Annotated in this window: 16 protein-coding genes; all 16 read left to right on the top strand. The window is 50.6% G+C overall.

The genetic code is table 11. The features are described 5' to 3' along the window. Positions 1 to 88 precede the first annotated feature (88 nt). The gene (gene rpoC / locus BLS62_RS25590; RefSeq protein ID WP_093187934.1) at positions 89 to 4,291 is read left to right on the top strand and encodes a DNA-directed RNA polymerase subunit beta'; all 4,203 of its coding nucleotides are present in this window, start codon (positions 89 to 91) and stop codon (positions 4,289 to 4,291) included. A 133-nt stretch (positions 4,292 to 4,424) separates the two neighbouring features. Continuing rightward, positions 4,425 to 4,727 (top strand): regulator, encoded by a 303-nt coding sequence (locus BLS62_RS25595; RefSeq protein ID WP_093187936.1) that lies wholly within the window; start codon positions 4,425 to 4,427, stop codon positions 4,725 to 4,727. Between the two features lie 614 nt (positions 4,728 to 5,341). Then, complete coding sequence (gene rpsL / locus BLS62_RS25600; RefSeq protein ID WP_093187939.1) at positions 5,342 to 5,713, top strand: 30S ribosomal protein S12; 372 nt, start codon at positions 5,342 to 5,344, stop codon at positions 5,711 to 5,713. Between the two features lie 16 nt (positions 5,714 to 5,729). Next, on the top strand, positions 5,730 to 6,200 hold the full coding sequence (rpsG, locus tag BLS62_RS25605) for a 30S ribosomal protein S7 (protein ID WP_093187942.1): 471 nt from the start codon (positions 5,730 to 5,732) through the stop codon (positions 6,198 to 6,200). A 24-nt stretch (positions 6,201 to 6,224) separates the two neighbouring features. Continuing rightward, a complete protein-coding gene (fusA, locus tag BLS62_RS25610) occupies positions 6,225 to 8,300 on the top strand; it encodes an elongation factor G (protein WP_093187945.1) in 2,076 nt (691 codons plus the stop codon). A 48-nt stretch (positions 8,301 to 8,348) separates the two neighbouring features. Continuing rightward, positions 8,349 to 9,524 (top strand): elongation factor Tu, encoded by a 1,176-nt coding sequence (tuf, locus tag BLS62_RS25615; RefSeq protein WP_093187914.1) that lies wholly within the window; start codon positions 8,349 to 8,351, stop codon positions 9,522 to 9,524. Between the two features lie 67 nt (positions 9,525 to 9,591). Continuing rightward, a complete protein-coding gene (gene rpsJ / locus BLS62_RS25620; protein WP_008547405.1) occupies positions 9,592 to 9,900 on the top strand; it encodes a 30S ribosomal protein S10 in 309 nt (102 codons plus the stop codon). 21 nt (positions 9,901 to 9,921) lie between these two features. Further along, the gene (rplC, locus tag BLS62_RS25625) at positions 9,922 to 10,638 is read left to right on the top strand and encodes a 50S ribosomal protein L3 (protein ID WP_093187948.1); all 717 of its coding nucleotides are present in this window, start codon (positions 9,922 to 9,924) and stop codon (positions 10,636 to 10,638) included. Beyond that, positions 10,638 to 11,255, top strand: coding sequence for a 50S ribosomal protein L4 (gene rplD, locus BLS62_RS25630; RefSeq protein WP_093187951.1), 618 nt, complete (start codon positions 10,638 to 10,640; stop codon positions 11,253 to 11,255). Before rplC ends, rplD begins: the two co-directional genes overlap by 1 nt. Then, positions 11,255 to 11,548, top strand: coding sequence for a 50S ribosomal protein L23 (locus BLS62_RS25635; RefSeq protein WP_093187954.1), 294 nt, complete (start codon positions 11,255 to 11,257; stop codon positions 11,546 to 11,548). Before rplD ends, BLS62_RS25635 begins: the two co-directional genes overlap by 1 nt. A gap of 14 nt (positions 11,549 to 11,562) precedes the next feature. Next, positions 11,563 to 12,396: a 50S ribosomal protein L2 gene (rplB, locus tag BLS62_RS25640; protein ID WP_093187957.1), complete on the top strand. Its 834-nt coding sequence runs from the start codon at positions 11,563 to 11,565 to the stop codon at positions 12,394 to 12,396. A gap of 11 nt (positions 12,397 to 12,407) precedes the next feature. After that, positions 12,408 to 12,686 (top strand): 30S ribosomal protein S19, encoded by a 279-nt coding sequence (gene rpsS, locus BLS62_RS25645; RefSeq protein WP_093187961.1) that lies wholly within the window; start codon positions 12,408 to 12,410, stop codon positions 12,684 to 12,686. A gap of 2 nt (positions 12,687 to 12,688) precedes the next feature. Further along, positions 12,689 to 13,069, top strand: a complete 381-nt coding sequence (gene rplV, locus BLS62_RS25650) for a 50S ribosomal protein L22 (protein ID WP_093187964.1) — start codon at positions 12,689 to 12,691, stop codon at positions 13,067 to 13,069. Then, positions 13,069 to 13,785, top strand: coding sequence for a 30S ribosomal protein S3 (rpsC, locus tag BLS62_RS25655; protein ID WP_093187966.1), 717 nt, complete (start codon positions 13,069 to 13,071; stop codon positions 13,783 to 13,785). The genes rplV and rpsC overlap by 1 nt, the downstream gene beginning before the upstream one ends. Positions 13,786 to 13,828: 43 nt before the next feature. Further along, positions 13,829 to 14,242, top strand: a complete 414-nt coding sequence (gene rplP / locus BLS62_RS25660; RefSeq protein WP_093187969.1) for a 50S ribosomal protein L16 — start codon at positions 13,829 to 13,831, stop codon at positions 14,240 to 14,242. Positions 14,243 to 14,266: 24 nt separating this feature from the next. Next, the gene (gene rpmC / locus BLS62_RS25665; protein WP_093187972.1) at positions 14,267 to 14,467 is read left to right on the top strand and encodes a 50S ribosomal protein L29; all 201 of its coding nucleotides are present in this window, start codon (positions 14,267 to 14,269) and stop codon (positions 14,465 to 14,467) included. The last annotated feature ends 10 nt before the right edge of the window (positions 14,468 to 14,477 follow it).

A 14,477-nucleotide genomic window follows, 5' to 3' on the forward strand; every position in this document is an offset into this window, starting at 1 on the left:
ATTTCGCTGTAAGTCATGTATTCATGCCGGAAGAGGGGAGCCTGCTTATTAGCACGCTCCCCAAACCGCGCATTTTAGGAGAGAGCTGATGTCGCAAGAGGTCATGAACCTGTTCAATCAACAGGCTCCCGCACAGACATTCGATCATATCCGCATCTCCATCGCCAGCCCGGAGAAAATTCTGTCCTGGTCGTTCGGTGAGATTAAAAAGCCGGAAACGATCAACTACAGAACTTTCAAGCCTGAGCGTGATGGGCTGTTCTGTGCTCGGATTTTCGGTCCGATCAAAGATTATGAGTGCTTGTGTGGTAAATACAAGCGCATGAAATACAAAGGCGTTATCTGTGAGAAGTGTGGTGTCGAAGTCACTCTTTCCCGCGTACGCCGTGAACGTATGGGCCACATTGAGCTTGCTGCTCCTGTTGCACATATCTGGTTCCTGAAGTCGCTACCATCCCGTATTGGTATGCTGCTAGACATGACGCTTAAAGATCTTGAGCGCATTCTGTACTTCGAGAACTACGTTGTTATTGAGCCCGGTCTTACTCCGCTGAAAATTCGACAGCTTCTTTCCGAAGAAGAGTTCGCTGCAGCGCAGGAAGAGTACGGCGAAGACAGCTTTACAGGAATGATTGGTGCTGAGGCGATCCGCGAGATCCTTGCCTCCATGGATCTGAAGCGTGAATCTGAGAAAATCCGTCAGGAAATCGCAGAAGCGACCACTGAGCTGAAGCCTAAGAAATTGGCTAAGCGTCTGAAGGTTGTTGAAGCATTCATGGAATCTGGCAACCGCCCAGAGTGGATGATCCTGACTGTTGTTCCTGTGATCCCACCAGATCTTCGTCCTTTGGTTCCATTGGATGGCGGTCGTTTTGCGACGTCAGATCTGAACGATCTGTACCGCCGTGTGATCAACCGTAACAACCGCCTGAAGCGTCTGATCGAGCTTAAAGCGCCGGACATCATTATCCGTAACGAAAAACGTATGCTGCAGGAATCTGTAGATGCATTGTTCGATAATGGTCGTCGTGGTCGTGTGATTCAAGGTGCGAACAAACGTCCTTTGAAATCCCTTTCAGATATGCTGAAGGGTAAACAGGGTCGTTTCCGTCAGAACTTGCTCGGTAAACGCGTGGATTACTCCGGTCGTTCCGTTATTACCGTTGGTCCTGAGCTGAAATTGCACCAGTGTGGTTTGCCGAAGAAGATGGCGCTTGAGCTGTTCAAGCCGTTCATCTACTCCCGTCTTGACGCGAAGGGTTACTCCTCGACTGTTAAGCAGGCGAAAAAGCTCGTTGAAAAAGAACGCCCGGAAGTTTGGGATATTCTTGATGAAGTGATCCGTGAGCACCCGGTTCTCCTGAACCGTGCACCTACGCTTCACCGTCTTGGTATCCAGGCCTTCGAACCTATCTTGATTGAAGGTAAGGCTATCCAGCTGCACCCCCTCGTTTGTTCAGCGTTTAACGCCGATTTCGATGGTGATCAGATGGCTGTTCACGTTCCGCTTTCTCTGGAAGCGCAGCTTGAAGCCCGTACCCTCATGATGTCTACCAACAACATTTTGCACCCAGCGAATGGTGGTCCTATCATCGTTCCTTCGCAGGATATTGTTCTTGGTCTTTACTACCTGTCTATCATGGCAGAAGGTGAGCCGGGCGAAGGCATGGCCTTTGGTAACATGGGTGAGTTGCTTCACGCTCTTGAGAATGACGTTATTACTGTTCATTCTAAAGTCCGTGGCCGCTTCCGTACTGTTGATGAGCTTGGCAACGAAGTTATTCAGATCCATGAGACCACACCTGGTCGTATGATGATCGCTGAGCTTTTGCCGAAGCACTTCGAAGTGCCGTTTGATGCCTGTAACAAGCTGATGACCAAAAAAGACATCTCCAAGATGATCGATACGGTTTATCGTGCATGTGGTCAGAAAGAGACTGTTATCTTCTGTGACCGCGTTATGCAGCTTGGCTTCAAGAACGCTTGTCGCGCTGGTATTTCCTTCGGTATGGATGACATGGTTATTCCAGATACCAAGGCGAAGCTGGTTGAAGACACGACATCAATGGTTACTGAATACGAACAGCAGTACAATGATGGTCTGATCACTCAGGGCGAGAAGTACAACAAGGTTGTTGACGCTTGGGCTAAGTGTACTGACAAAGTCGCTGATGAAATGATGGGCCGCATCTCTGCAACGCAGTTTGATGAAGAGACTGGTCGTCAGAAGCAGATGAACTCTGTTTACATGATGGCTCACTCCGGTGCGCGTGGTTCACCAGCTCAGATGAAGCAGCTTGGCGGTATGCGCGGTTTGATGGCTAAGCCAGATGGCTCGATCATCGAAAACCCGATCATCGCGAACTTTAAAGAAGGCCTGTCGGTTCTCGAATACTTCAACTCCACCCACGGTGCCCGTAAGGGTCTTGCCGATACGGCGTTGAAAACTGCGAACTCAGGTTACCTGACCCGTCGTCTCGTTGACGTTGCACAGGACAGCATCATCCTTGAGGTTGATTGTGGGTCTACTGGTGGCATTACCGTTCAGCCTATTGTTGATGCTGGTAACGTTATCGCGACACTTGGCATGCGTGTTCTTGGTCGTACTGCGGCTGAAGACATCTGCAACAACAAGACTGGCGAAGTTCTCGTTCCTAATGGACGTTTGATTGACGAAAAAGACGTGGAGCTGCTGGAAGGCGCCAAGGTCCAGATGGTCAAGATCCGTTCTGTGCTGACTTGTGAAACCAAGACCGGCGTTTGTGGAACTTGTTACGGTCGTGACCTTGCACGTGGTACTCCGGTTAACATCGGTGAAGCTGTTGGCGTTATTGCTGCGCAGTCCATTGGTGAGCCAGGTACACAGCTGACAATGCGTACGTTCCACATTGGTGGTACGGCACAGGTTGTTGATAGTTCCTTCATCGAATCCAACTTCGAAGGCACTGTGACACTGCGTAACCGCAATGTGGCTCGCGATTCCGATGGCAACGTTGTCGTCATGGCGCGTAACATGGTGATCCTCATCATCGATAGCGATGGTAATGAGCGTGCGTCTCATCGCCTGACTTACGGTGCGAAGATCTTTGTTGACGAAGGTGATCAGGTCAAACGTGCTCAGCGCTTGTCCGAATGGGATCCGTACACTCGTCCAATGCTGACCGAAGTATCCGGTCGTGTTGGCGTGGAAGATCTTGTTGATGGTGCTTCCATTCAGGAAACTGCCGATGAAGCCACTGGTATCACGAAGCGTGTCGTAATTGACTGGCGTTCTTCGCAGCGTAGTGCTGATTTGGTCCCTGCCGTCGTCGTTAAAGACGAAAGCGGAAAGATCAAGAAGGTTGCTCGCGGTAGTGATGCTCGTTTGCTGTTGTCCGTGGATGCAATTCTGTCGGTTCAGCCAGGTGACATGGTTTCTGCTGGTGACGTTTTGGCTCGTATTCCTTTGGAATCAGCGAAAACGAAAGATATTACCGGTGGTCTGCCGCGTGTTGCGGAACTGTTTGAAGCACGTCGTCCGAAAGATCATGCGATTATCGCTGAGATCGACGGTACAATTCGCTTTGGTCGTGATTACAAAAACAAGCGCCGTATTATCATCGATCCTAACGATGAGAGCATGGAACCTGTTGAGTACCTGATCCAGAAGAACAAGCACTTCCACCTGCAGGAAGGCGACACCATTGAGAAGGGTGAGTACCTTGTTGATGGCAACCCGGCACCGCATGATATTCTTGCGATTAAGGGTGTTGAAGCACTTGCAGCGTTCCTCGTGAACGAAATTCAGGAAGTGTACCGTCTTCAGGGCGTGGGCATTAACGATAAGCACATTGAAGTTATTGTTCGTCAGATGCTTCAGAAAGTTGAGATTACTGATCCGGGCGAAACAGAGTACTTCTCTGGTGAGCAGGTCGATAAGATCGAATTTGATGCAGCTAACCAGCGTGCAATTGATAATGCACGTGATCCTGCCAAGGCAAACCCGGTTCTTTTGGGTATCACCAAGGCAAGCTTGCAGACCCGTTCGTTCTTCTCTGCTGCCTCGTTCCAGGAAACAACTCGTGTTCTCACGGAAGCAGCTGTGTTCGGCAAAACTGATCCACTTGACGGTCTTAAAGAGAACGTTATTGTTGGTCGCCTGATCCCAGCAGGTACTGGTGGGGCGATGAACCGTACTCGTAAGATTGCGACATTGCGTGATGATCTTATTCAGACAGCACGCCGCGCAGCGTCAACTGCAAACACAGCAGATTCGATGCTCGAAGACTTTAGTCGCACCGATCAGTTCTAATGGTTGCGAAAACTTAAAATCTGGTTTGGCCGCCCCTCGGGGCGGCTTTTCCGTTTCAGGAAAATATCTTCACGCTTATTCTGGATGTCCGGCGATTAACGCTTTCCAGACTCTGTGATGTAAGGGAAATGAAATGTCTGATGTAAATGATGAGTTCTCCGAGGACGAAACCCGTCCTGTTGTCTACCTGATCACGGGACGTGCCTGGAAGGAAGAGGGCGGCAATGAGGAAGATTCAACGCCTTTTCATGTGATGGTTACTGCTCCAGATGATGACGGCGCTGTGCGCCGGGCGGTTGAAGCTCTGGGAGAGCAGGGGTTTTTGGACGCCGCGCTCGATCAGTTGGGATACATCACCGAGGTGCCGGAGGAAGAGTTCTTCATTCTGCCCTATAAAGATGCACTTTCCGGCAATGTCTCCGTTATCACTTTCTAGCAGTTGATGAAAATCTGAGTGTTTTGAAAGGAGAGGGGAACCTCTCCTTTTTTATTTGAGTTTTAGCTGCAACTCCAGATGCGTCTATTGGTTTGATGCACTTGAGTCTTTTGTTCTATTTGAACTTCTGCCTGGGGAATCAGCTGCCTTCGTGTGCTGACGGTGAGTCAGAATAGATTTTCGCCTTATTTGCTTTTAGGTTTAGAGTCTAACTGCCGTGAAACCTTAGAAGCTTCCAATATCCAGATGCTTTCGTGGCCAATTTGCCGAAACTGGCCGAATCCTGGGGTCCTACGCATTAATAAGGGAGGCATGCCCGAAGAATCTCTTGTAAGGGACTTGACGTGCAGTGTCTTCATGAGTACGTTCCGGCTACCCAATGACAGGCAGTAAGCAATGCCTTTCTCCTGAGGCGCCTCGCCTCGGAGTACTGAAGCTTAAACGCTGTCGGGTTTAAAAGGCGAATACAAGTCGAATGCAAGACTGCGGGTGATCCGTGGTCCTCTGGTTTTCGCAGCGCCTTCTGCGGATTTTGTCCGTGGAATTGGTGCGCTTGCGTATGTCTACCAGTTACTGCGTCCGGTCGAAGAGCAAAAGTAGTTAAAGGGCAAAATATGCCAACGATCAACCAGTTGATCCGCAAGCCGCGGAAAGACCCGGCTAAGCGGAACAAAGTTCCTGCTATGGAAGCCTGTCCGCAAAAGCGGGGCGTTTGTACGCGTGTCTATACCACTACACCTAAGAAGCCTAACTCGGCTTTGCGTAAAGTGGCTAAGATCCGTCTGACGAATGGCTTTGAAGTTATTGGTTACATTCCGGGTGAGGGTCACAACCTCCAAGAGCACTCCGTTGTCATGATCCGTGGCGGTCGTGTAAAGGATTTGCCTGGTGTGCGTTACCACATCATCCGTGGCGTTCTTGACACACAAGGTGTTAAAGATCGTAAACAGCGTCGTTCCAAGTACGGCGCTAAGCGTCCGAAATAATAGGATATAGACCAATATGTCCCGCCGTCACGCCGCTGAAAAGCGTCAAGTCATTCCGGACCCTAAGTTCGGAGATATCGTCGTTACTAAGTTCATGAACGCAGTAATGCTCGATGGTAAAAAATCAACTGCCGAACGCATCGTATATGGTGCATTCGACGTGATCGAAAACAAAGCTAAGTCTAGCCCTATCGAGATGTTCCATCAGGCGCTCGAAAATGTTATGCCAGCTGTTGAAGTTCGTTCCCGTCGTGTTGGTGGTGCAACATACCAGGTTCCCGTTGAAGTTCGTACAGAACGTCGTCAGGCACTTGCTATCCGCTGGTTGATTTCAGCTGCACGTAGTCGTAACGAAACCACTATGGTTGGTCGTTTGTCTGGCGAGCTGCTGGATGCTGCGAATGGCCGTGGTAACTCCGTTAAGAAGCGCGAAGATACTCACCGGATGGCTGAAGCTAACCGTGCATTCTCGCACTACCGTTGGTAATCACCCTGGATAGAGGCTGACGCAATGTCACGTACGCACAAAATCGAGGACTACCGTAACTTCGGCATCATGGCTCACATCGATGCTGGTAAGACGACCACTACAGAACGTATTCTGTATTACACTGGTAAGTCCCATAAAATCGGTGAAGTTCACGATGGCGCAGCTACCATGGACTGGATGGAGCAGGAGCAGGAGCGTGGTATTACCATTACTTCCGCTGCTACGACTGCCCACTGGAACGGTAAGCGTCTAAACATCATTGACACTCCAGGTCACGTTGACTTCACGATTGAAGTTGAACGTTCGCTGCGTGTTCTTGATGGTGCTGTTGCACTTCTCGATGCGAATGCTGGTGTTGAACCTCAGACTGAGACCGTATGGCGTCAGGCTGATAAGTACAACGTTCCACGCATGATCTTCGTCAACAAGATGGACAAACTCGGTGCTGATTTCTTCCGTTGTGTAGAAATGATCGAGAAACGTCTTGGTGCAATCGCCGCTTGTGTTCAGTTGCCAATCGGTGCTGAAAACGAGTTTGCTGGTGTCATTGATCTGCTGAAGATGAAGGCATTGGTTTGGAACGGCGAAGCTCTTGGAGCAACGTGGGATGAGTTGGATATTCCGGCTGATCTTGCTGACCAAGCTGCTGAATACCGCGACAAACTGATCGAAATCGCAGTAGAAGTTGACGAAGAAGCAATGGAAGCTTACTTGGAAGGCGAAATGCCTTCTACAGAAAAGCTTCAGGCGCTTATTCGCAAGGGCACTATCGCAGGCGCTTTTGTTCCAGTCTTGTGTGGTACCGCGTTCAAGAACAAAGGCGTTCAGCCGCTTCTTGATGCTGTTGTTGATTACCTGCCGAACCCGATTGAGGTTCCGGCAATTAAAGGTATCGACGCCAAGACTGAAGAAGAGACTACTCGCGAGCCTTCTGATGAAGCGCCGTTGAGCATGCTCGCATTTAAGATCATGAACGATCCGTTCGTTGGTTCTTTGACCTTCGCACGTATTTACTCTGGTGTGCTAAATAGAGGCACGTCCGTACTGAATACTGTTAAGGACAAGCGCGAACGCGTTGGTCGCATGATGCAGATGCACTCTAATTCCCGCGATGACATCGAAGTAGCTTACGCAGGTGATATCGTTGCTATTGCAGGCCTGAAGGACACGACCACTGGTGATACGCTTTGTGATCCTCTGCAGCCTGTGATTCTGGAACGTATGGAGTTCCCGGATCCGGTTATTGAGATCGCAGTTGAGCCTAAAACCAAAAGTGACCAAGAGAAGATGGGTGTTGCCCTACATCGCTTGGCTGCTGAGGATCCGTCCTTCCGCGTGAAGACAGATGAAGAGTCCGGCCAGACAATCATTGCTGGTATGGGTGAACTTCACTTGGACATCCTTGTTGATCGCATGCGGCGTGAATTCAAGGTTGAGGCAAACATCGGTGCACCTCAGGTTGCTTACCGTGAAACCGTTACTCGTACTGCTGATGTGGATTATACCCACAAGAAGCAGTCCGGTGGTACTGGTCAGTTTGCTCGCATTAAGCTCACAATCTCTCCCAACGAAGCTGGGACTGGTTTTGAGTTCGCTAACACGATTGTTGGCGGTAACGTTCCTAAAGAATACATCCCTGGTGTTTCTAAAGGTATCGAATCCGTCATGTCCTCCGGTCCACTCGCTGGTTTCCCGATGGTCGACATTAAAGCTACCCTCACTGATGGTGCTTATCATGATGTTGATTCCTCGGTCCTCGCGTTTGAGATCGCAGGTCGCGCTGGTTTCCGCGAAGCTGTGGCCAAAGCTGGTCCTAAGCTTCTCGAGCCAGTGATGAAGGTTGAGGTTGTTACCCCTGAAGATTACATGGGTGACGTGATTGGTGATCTGAATTCCCGTCGTGGTCAGATTGCTGGTACCGAAAACCGCGGTGTCGTGACCGTTATCACTGCTATGGTTCCGCTGGCCAACATGTTTGGTTACGTCAATAACTTGCGCTCTATGTCGCAAGGACGCGCGCAGTATTCCATGGTGTTCGATCATTACGACCAAGTCCCACAGGCTGTTGCAGATGAAGTTATGGCGAAATTCGCCTAACTTCAAATTCACCAGTCAAAGGGATTACAGAGAGAACGGAGAAATCCGATGGCTAAAGCAAAATTTGAACGAAATAAGCCGCACGTCAACATTGGTACAATTGGCCACGTTGATCACGGCAAAACTACCCTTACCGCAGCAATTACGAAATTCTTCGGTGATTTTAAAGCTTACGACGAAATCGATGGCGCTCCTGAAGAGCGTGCTCGCGGTATCACTATTTCAACAGCACACGTTGAATATGAAACCGAAGCTCGTCACTACGCACACGTTGACTGTCCAGGTCACGCCGATTATGTGAAAAACATGATCACTGGCGCGGCTCAGATGGATGGCGCGATCCTCGTAGTTAACGCTGCAGACGGCCCAATGCCACAGACACGTGAGCACATCTTGCTCGCTCGTCAGGTTGGTGTGCCGGCTCTGGTGGTCTTCATGAATAAAGTTGACCAGGTTGATGACGAAGAACTGCTTGAACTCGTAGACATGGAAGTGCGTGAGCTGCTTTCTTCCTACGAATACCCAGGCGACGATATTCCAATCGTTGCAGGTTCTGCACTTGCTGCTCTTGAAGAACGCGACGACGCGATCGGCAAAGACAAAATTGTAGAGCTGATGGCTGCAGTTGATGCGTACATCCCAACTCCTGAGCGTCCACGCGATTTGCCATTCCTTCTGCCTATCGAAGACGTGTTCTCAATTTCCGGCCGTGGTACTGTTGTTACCGGTCGTGTCGAGCGCGGTATCGTTAAAGTCGGCGAAGAAGTTGAAATCGTTGGTGTTAAAGACACAGCTAAAACTACCGTTACTGGTGTTGAAATGTTCCGCAAGCTGCTCGATCAGGGTGAAGCTGGCGATAACATTGGCGCATTGATCCGCGGTGTTTCTCGTGAAGAAGTTGAACGTGGCCAGGTGCTTTGTAAGCCAGGTTCGGTTAACCCACACACGAAGTTTAAAGCTGAGGCTTACATTCTCACCAAGGAAGAGGGTGGACGTCATACTCCATTCTTCACCAACTACCGTCCGCAGTTCTACTTCCGTACGACTGATGTGACTGGTGTAGTTTCTCTGCCAGATGGCATTGAAATGGTGATGCCTGGTGATAACGTTTCAGTTTCGGTTGAACTTATCGTACCAATCGCTATGGAAGATGGTCTGCGCTTCGCTATCCGCGAAGGCGGTCGTACCGTCGGCGCTGGCGTCGTAGCTGAAATTATCGAATAGAGTTGAGTTTGGGCTGCGGTTCCTCACAGTGTTGAATCGCAGTTGCCTTGCTCAGTAGGGATTAGTCATGAACGGTCAGAATATACGGATCCGCCTGAAGGCGTTTGATCATCGTGTTCTTGACGCTTCCACTAAGGAAATCGTGAACACGGCGAAACGGACCGGCGCACAAGTGCGTGGTCCCGTTCCGTTGCCGACGCGGATTGAGAAGTACACAGTACTTCGCGGACCGCATGTTGATAAAAAAAGCCGTGATCAGTTTGAAATGCGCACTCATAAGCGTCTTTTGGACATCGTCGATCCAACACCACAGACAGTAGATGCTTTGATGAAGCTCGACCTGGCTGCTGGCGTTGACGTCGAGATCAAGCTTTAAGTGCGGCGAGGGGACACAGTGATGCGTTCTGGAGTGATCGCACAGAAGGTGGGTATGACCCGCATCTATAACGCGGCAGGCGAACATGTGCCCGTTACAGTGCTACGTCTAGATAACTGTCAAGTTATCGCTCACCGGACGGCAGATAAGAACGGCTACACAGCGCTTCAGTTGGGCGTTGGTGCAGCAAAAGTAAAAAATACGGATCGCGCTATGCGCGGCCACTTCGCGGTAGCGAAGGTGGAACCAAAGCGTAAGCTTGCCGAGTTCCGTGTTACAGAAGACAACCTCATTGAAGTCGGTGCTGAGCTTACAGCTGATCACTTCCTCAATGGCCAGTTTGTTGATGTGACCGGCACTTCTATCGGTAAGGGCTTTGCCGGTGCTATGAAGCGTCATAACTTTGGGGGCATGCGTGCTTCTCATGGTGTGTCTGTTTCTCACCGTGCGCACGGTTCTACAGGTCAGTGTCAAGATCCAGGTAAAGTGTTCAAAGGCAAGAAGATGGCCGGACACATGGGTAGCGAGCGCGTTACCACTCAGAACCTTAAAGTGGTTCGGACCGACGTTGAACGTGGTCTGATCATGGTTGAAGGTTCTGTGCCTGGCTCTAAAGGCGGTTGGATCCTTGTTCGTGATGCAATCAAGAAGTCTCTGCCAGAGAACGTACCTATGCCAGGTGCTTTCCGTCAGAACTCTGCTGTTGCAGCGGCTGAAGCCGGTAAGGAAGGTGAGTGATGGAACTCGAGGTTAAATCCCTCGGCGGTAACGCAGCGGGTTCGATCACAGTGTCTGATGAGATCTTTGGTCTCGAGCCACGTGTCGACCTTATCCAGCGCGTCGTTCGCTGGCAGCTTGCAAAGCGCCAGGCTGGTACACATAAAACTCTGGGTCGTTCAGAAGTTAATGGTACCACTAAAAAATTCGTACGCCAGAAAGGTTCTGGCGGCGCACGTCACGGTAACCGTAAAGCACCTCAGTTCCGTGGTGGTGGTAAAGCATTTGGTCCAGTAGTGCGCGAGCACGCTCACGATCTTCCTAAGAAGGTTCGTGCACTGGGTCTTAAGCATGCCCTGTCTGCAAAAGCAGCTTCCGGCAACCTTTTCGTTGTTGAAGATGCCAAAGCGGCAGAAGCCAAGACCAAAGCTCTTAAGGAGCAACTTGGTATTCTTGGTTTGACCAATGTGTTGTTCGTGGACGGTTCTGAAGTGGACGCAAACTTCGGTTTGGCCACTCGTAACATTCCACTCGTAGATGTACTGCCAATTCAGGGCATTAACGTGTATGACATTCTTCGTCGTGACACGTTGGTTCTGACCAAAGCGGCAGTTGCAGCTTTGGAGGAGCGCTTCTAATGAGCAAGCTCGTTCACTACGACAAAATCGTATCGCCGGTGATCACCGAGAAAGCGACTTTTGCTTCTGAAGAGAACAAGGTTGTATTCAAGGTTGCTATCACTGCAACTAAACCGGAAATCAAGGCAGCTGTTGAAGCACTGTTCGGCGTTAAGGTGAAGTCTGTAAACACACTTATCCGCAAGGGTAAAGTTAAGCGTTTCAAAGGCATCACTGGTCGTCAGAATAACTTCAAAAGGGCTGTGGTCACACTGGAAGATGGTCAGTCCATCGATGTGACGACCGGTCTCTGAGGTAGGTAGGACAAATGGCACTTAAGACATTTAATCCGACATCTCCTGGCCGTCGTCAACTCGTCCAGGTAGATCGTTCTGATCTTTGGAAAGGCAAACCAGTCAAGAAATTGACTGAGGGTCTTTCAAAGTCCGGTGGTCGTAACAACCACGGTCGTAAGACTGCGAACAACATCGGTGGTGGGCATAAGCGCACCTACCGTATGATCGACTTCAAGCGTCGTAAATTCGACGTTGTCGGTACTGTTGAACGTTTGGAATACGATCCTAACCGTACCGCGTTCATCGCCCTCATCACGTATGATGACGGTGAGCAGGCTTACATTCTTGCACCACAGCGTCTTGCTGCTGGCGATAAGATTGTGGCTGGTGAGGCTGTCGATGTTAAGCCAGGCAACGCTATGCCTTTGGCTTCTATCCCAGTCGGTACAATCGTGCACAACATCGAGTTGAAGCCAGGTAAGGGTGCACAGTTTGCACGTTCTGCTGGTGCTTACGCTCAGATTGTTGGCCGCGATGCGGGTTACACAGTAATCCGTCTGCTTTCCGGTGAACAGCGCCGTGTGCTCGGCACCTGTATGGCAACCGTTGGTGCGGTTTCCAATCAGGACCACTCGAACATCAACCTTGGTAAGGCTGGTCGTTCGCGTTGGTTGGGCCGTCGCCCACATGTTCGCGGTGTTGCTATGAACCCTGTCGATCACCCTCATGGTGGTGGTGAAGGTCGTACATCAGGCGGACGTCATCCGGTTACCCCTTGGGGTAAACCGACCAAAGGCAAACGCACACGCAGTAACAAGTCCAGCGATAAGTTTATCGTTCGGTCTCGTCACGCGCGTAAGAAGTAGAGGAACGGATCGTGGCACGTTCGATCTGGAAAGGGCCGTTCATCGACGGTTACCTCCTGAAGAAAGCGGAAAAGGTTCGTGAATCCGGCCGGAATGAGGTCATTAAGACCTGGAGCCGTCGTTCTACCGTTCTGCCGCACTTTGTGGGGTTGACTTTTGGCGTATATAACGGTCAAAAGCACATTCCTGTTTTGATCAGTGAAGACATGGTTGGTCACAAGCTGGGTGAATTTTCACCTACTCGTACCTACTACGGTCATGGTGCTGACAAAAAGTCAAAGAGGAAGTAAAGATGGGCAAGCAGAAGCGTGAGCGGACGCTCGCCGACAGCGAGGCGAAGGCAGTATGCCGGATGCTGCGGGTTTCCCCGCAGAAACTAAACCTCGTTGCTGCATCGATCCGCGGTAAGAAGGTTGGCGCAGCTCTTGCTGATCTTACCTTCTCCCGTAAGCGCATTTCAGACGATGTTAAGAAAGCCTTAATGTCTGCGATTGCGAATGCGGAAAACAATCACGAACTCGACGTCGACAATCTTGTCGTCGCCGAGGCCTTCGTTGGAAAGGCGCTTGTAATGAAGCGTTTCCAACCACGGGCTCGTGGTCGCGTTGGACGGATTCAGAAACCGTATTCCAACCTGACTATCGTTGTTCGGGAAGTTGAGGAGACTGCCTGATGGGACAGAAGATTAATCCAATTGGCTTCCGCCTTGGTATTAACCGGACCTGGGATTCTCGTTGGTTTGCTGGCAAGAACGAATACGGCGATCTTCTTCATGAAGATTTTCGCATCCGCGAATACCTGCTTAAAGAACTTAAGCAGGCAGCCGTTTCCAAGGTCGTCATTGAACGTCCGCACAAGAAGTGCCGTGTAACTATTCACTCTGGTCGTCCAGGTGTTGTTATCGGTAAAAAAGGTGCTGACATCGAACGACTTCGCAAGAAGTTGTCCGAGTTGACGGATTCGGAAGTTCACCTCAACATTGTTGAAGTGCGCAAACCGGAAACTGATGCAGCGCTTGTTGCAGCATCTATCGCTCAGCAGCTCGAACGTCGTGTTGCTTTCCGTCGTGCCATGAAGCGTTCAGTTCAATCTGCAATGCGTCTTGGCGCCCAGGGCATCCGCATTAACTGCGGTGGTCGTCTTGGTGGTGCGGAAATCGCGCGTATCGAATGGTACCGTGAAGGTCGTGTTCCTTTGCACACTCTTCGTGCAGACATCGACTACGGTACTGCTACTGCACACACTGCTTACGGCACGTGTGGCGTCAAAGTCTGGATCTTCAAGGGCGAAATTCTTGAACATGATCCAATGGCTTCTGAACGTCGTGCGACCGAAGGTGGTGGCAAGAGCGAACGCCAAGGTGGCGGTCGGCGTGAGCGCGCTGCGTAAGCAGCGCCTTCACACGGCTTAACTATTAAAGCGAGAGAAAACGATGCTGCAACCAAAGCGTACTAAGTTCCGCAAGCAGCACAAGGGCCGCATCCATGGCAATGCCAAGGGTGGTACGGACCTCAATTTTGGATCCTTTGGCCTGAAGGCCTTGGAACCAGAGCGGGTAACCGCTCGTCAAATTGAGGCGGCCCGTCGTGCGATGACCCGTTACATGAAACGTGCGGGTCGTGTGTGGATTAGAATATTCCCGGATGTTCCTGTATCCTCCAAGCCGGCTGAAGTCCGGATGGGTAAGGGTAAAGGTGCTCCTGAGTACTGGGCGTGCCGGGTTAAACCTGGTCGCATCATGTTCGAAATGGACGGTGTGTCTGAAGAAATTGCTCGTGAAGCAATGCGTCTGGCCGCTTCTAAGCTCCCGATTAAGTGCCGGTTCGTCCAGCGCGTCGGCGAGTAATCGGACAGTCGAAAGGAAACAGCCATGAAGGCTAGCGACGTACGAGCAAAGACCTCAGACGAGCTTGCGGTAAACTTGGAAGAACTGAAAAAAGAACAGTTCAACTTTCGTTTCCAAAAAGCAACAGGTCAGCTCGAAAACACCGCTCGTGTCCGTCAGGTACGCCGGGACATCGCGCGGGTTCAGACAATATTGCGCGATAAGCGCATGTCTGACAACGCATAAGGAGCAAGTG

It is taken from the genome of Pseudovibrio sp. Tun.PSC04-5.I4 (genome assembly GCF_900104145.1).
Lineage (GTDB): Bacteria > Pseudomonadota > Alphaproteobacteria > Rhizobiales > Stappiaceae > Pseudovibrio.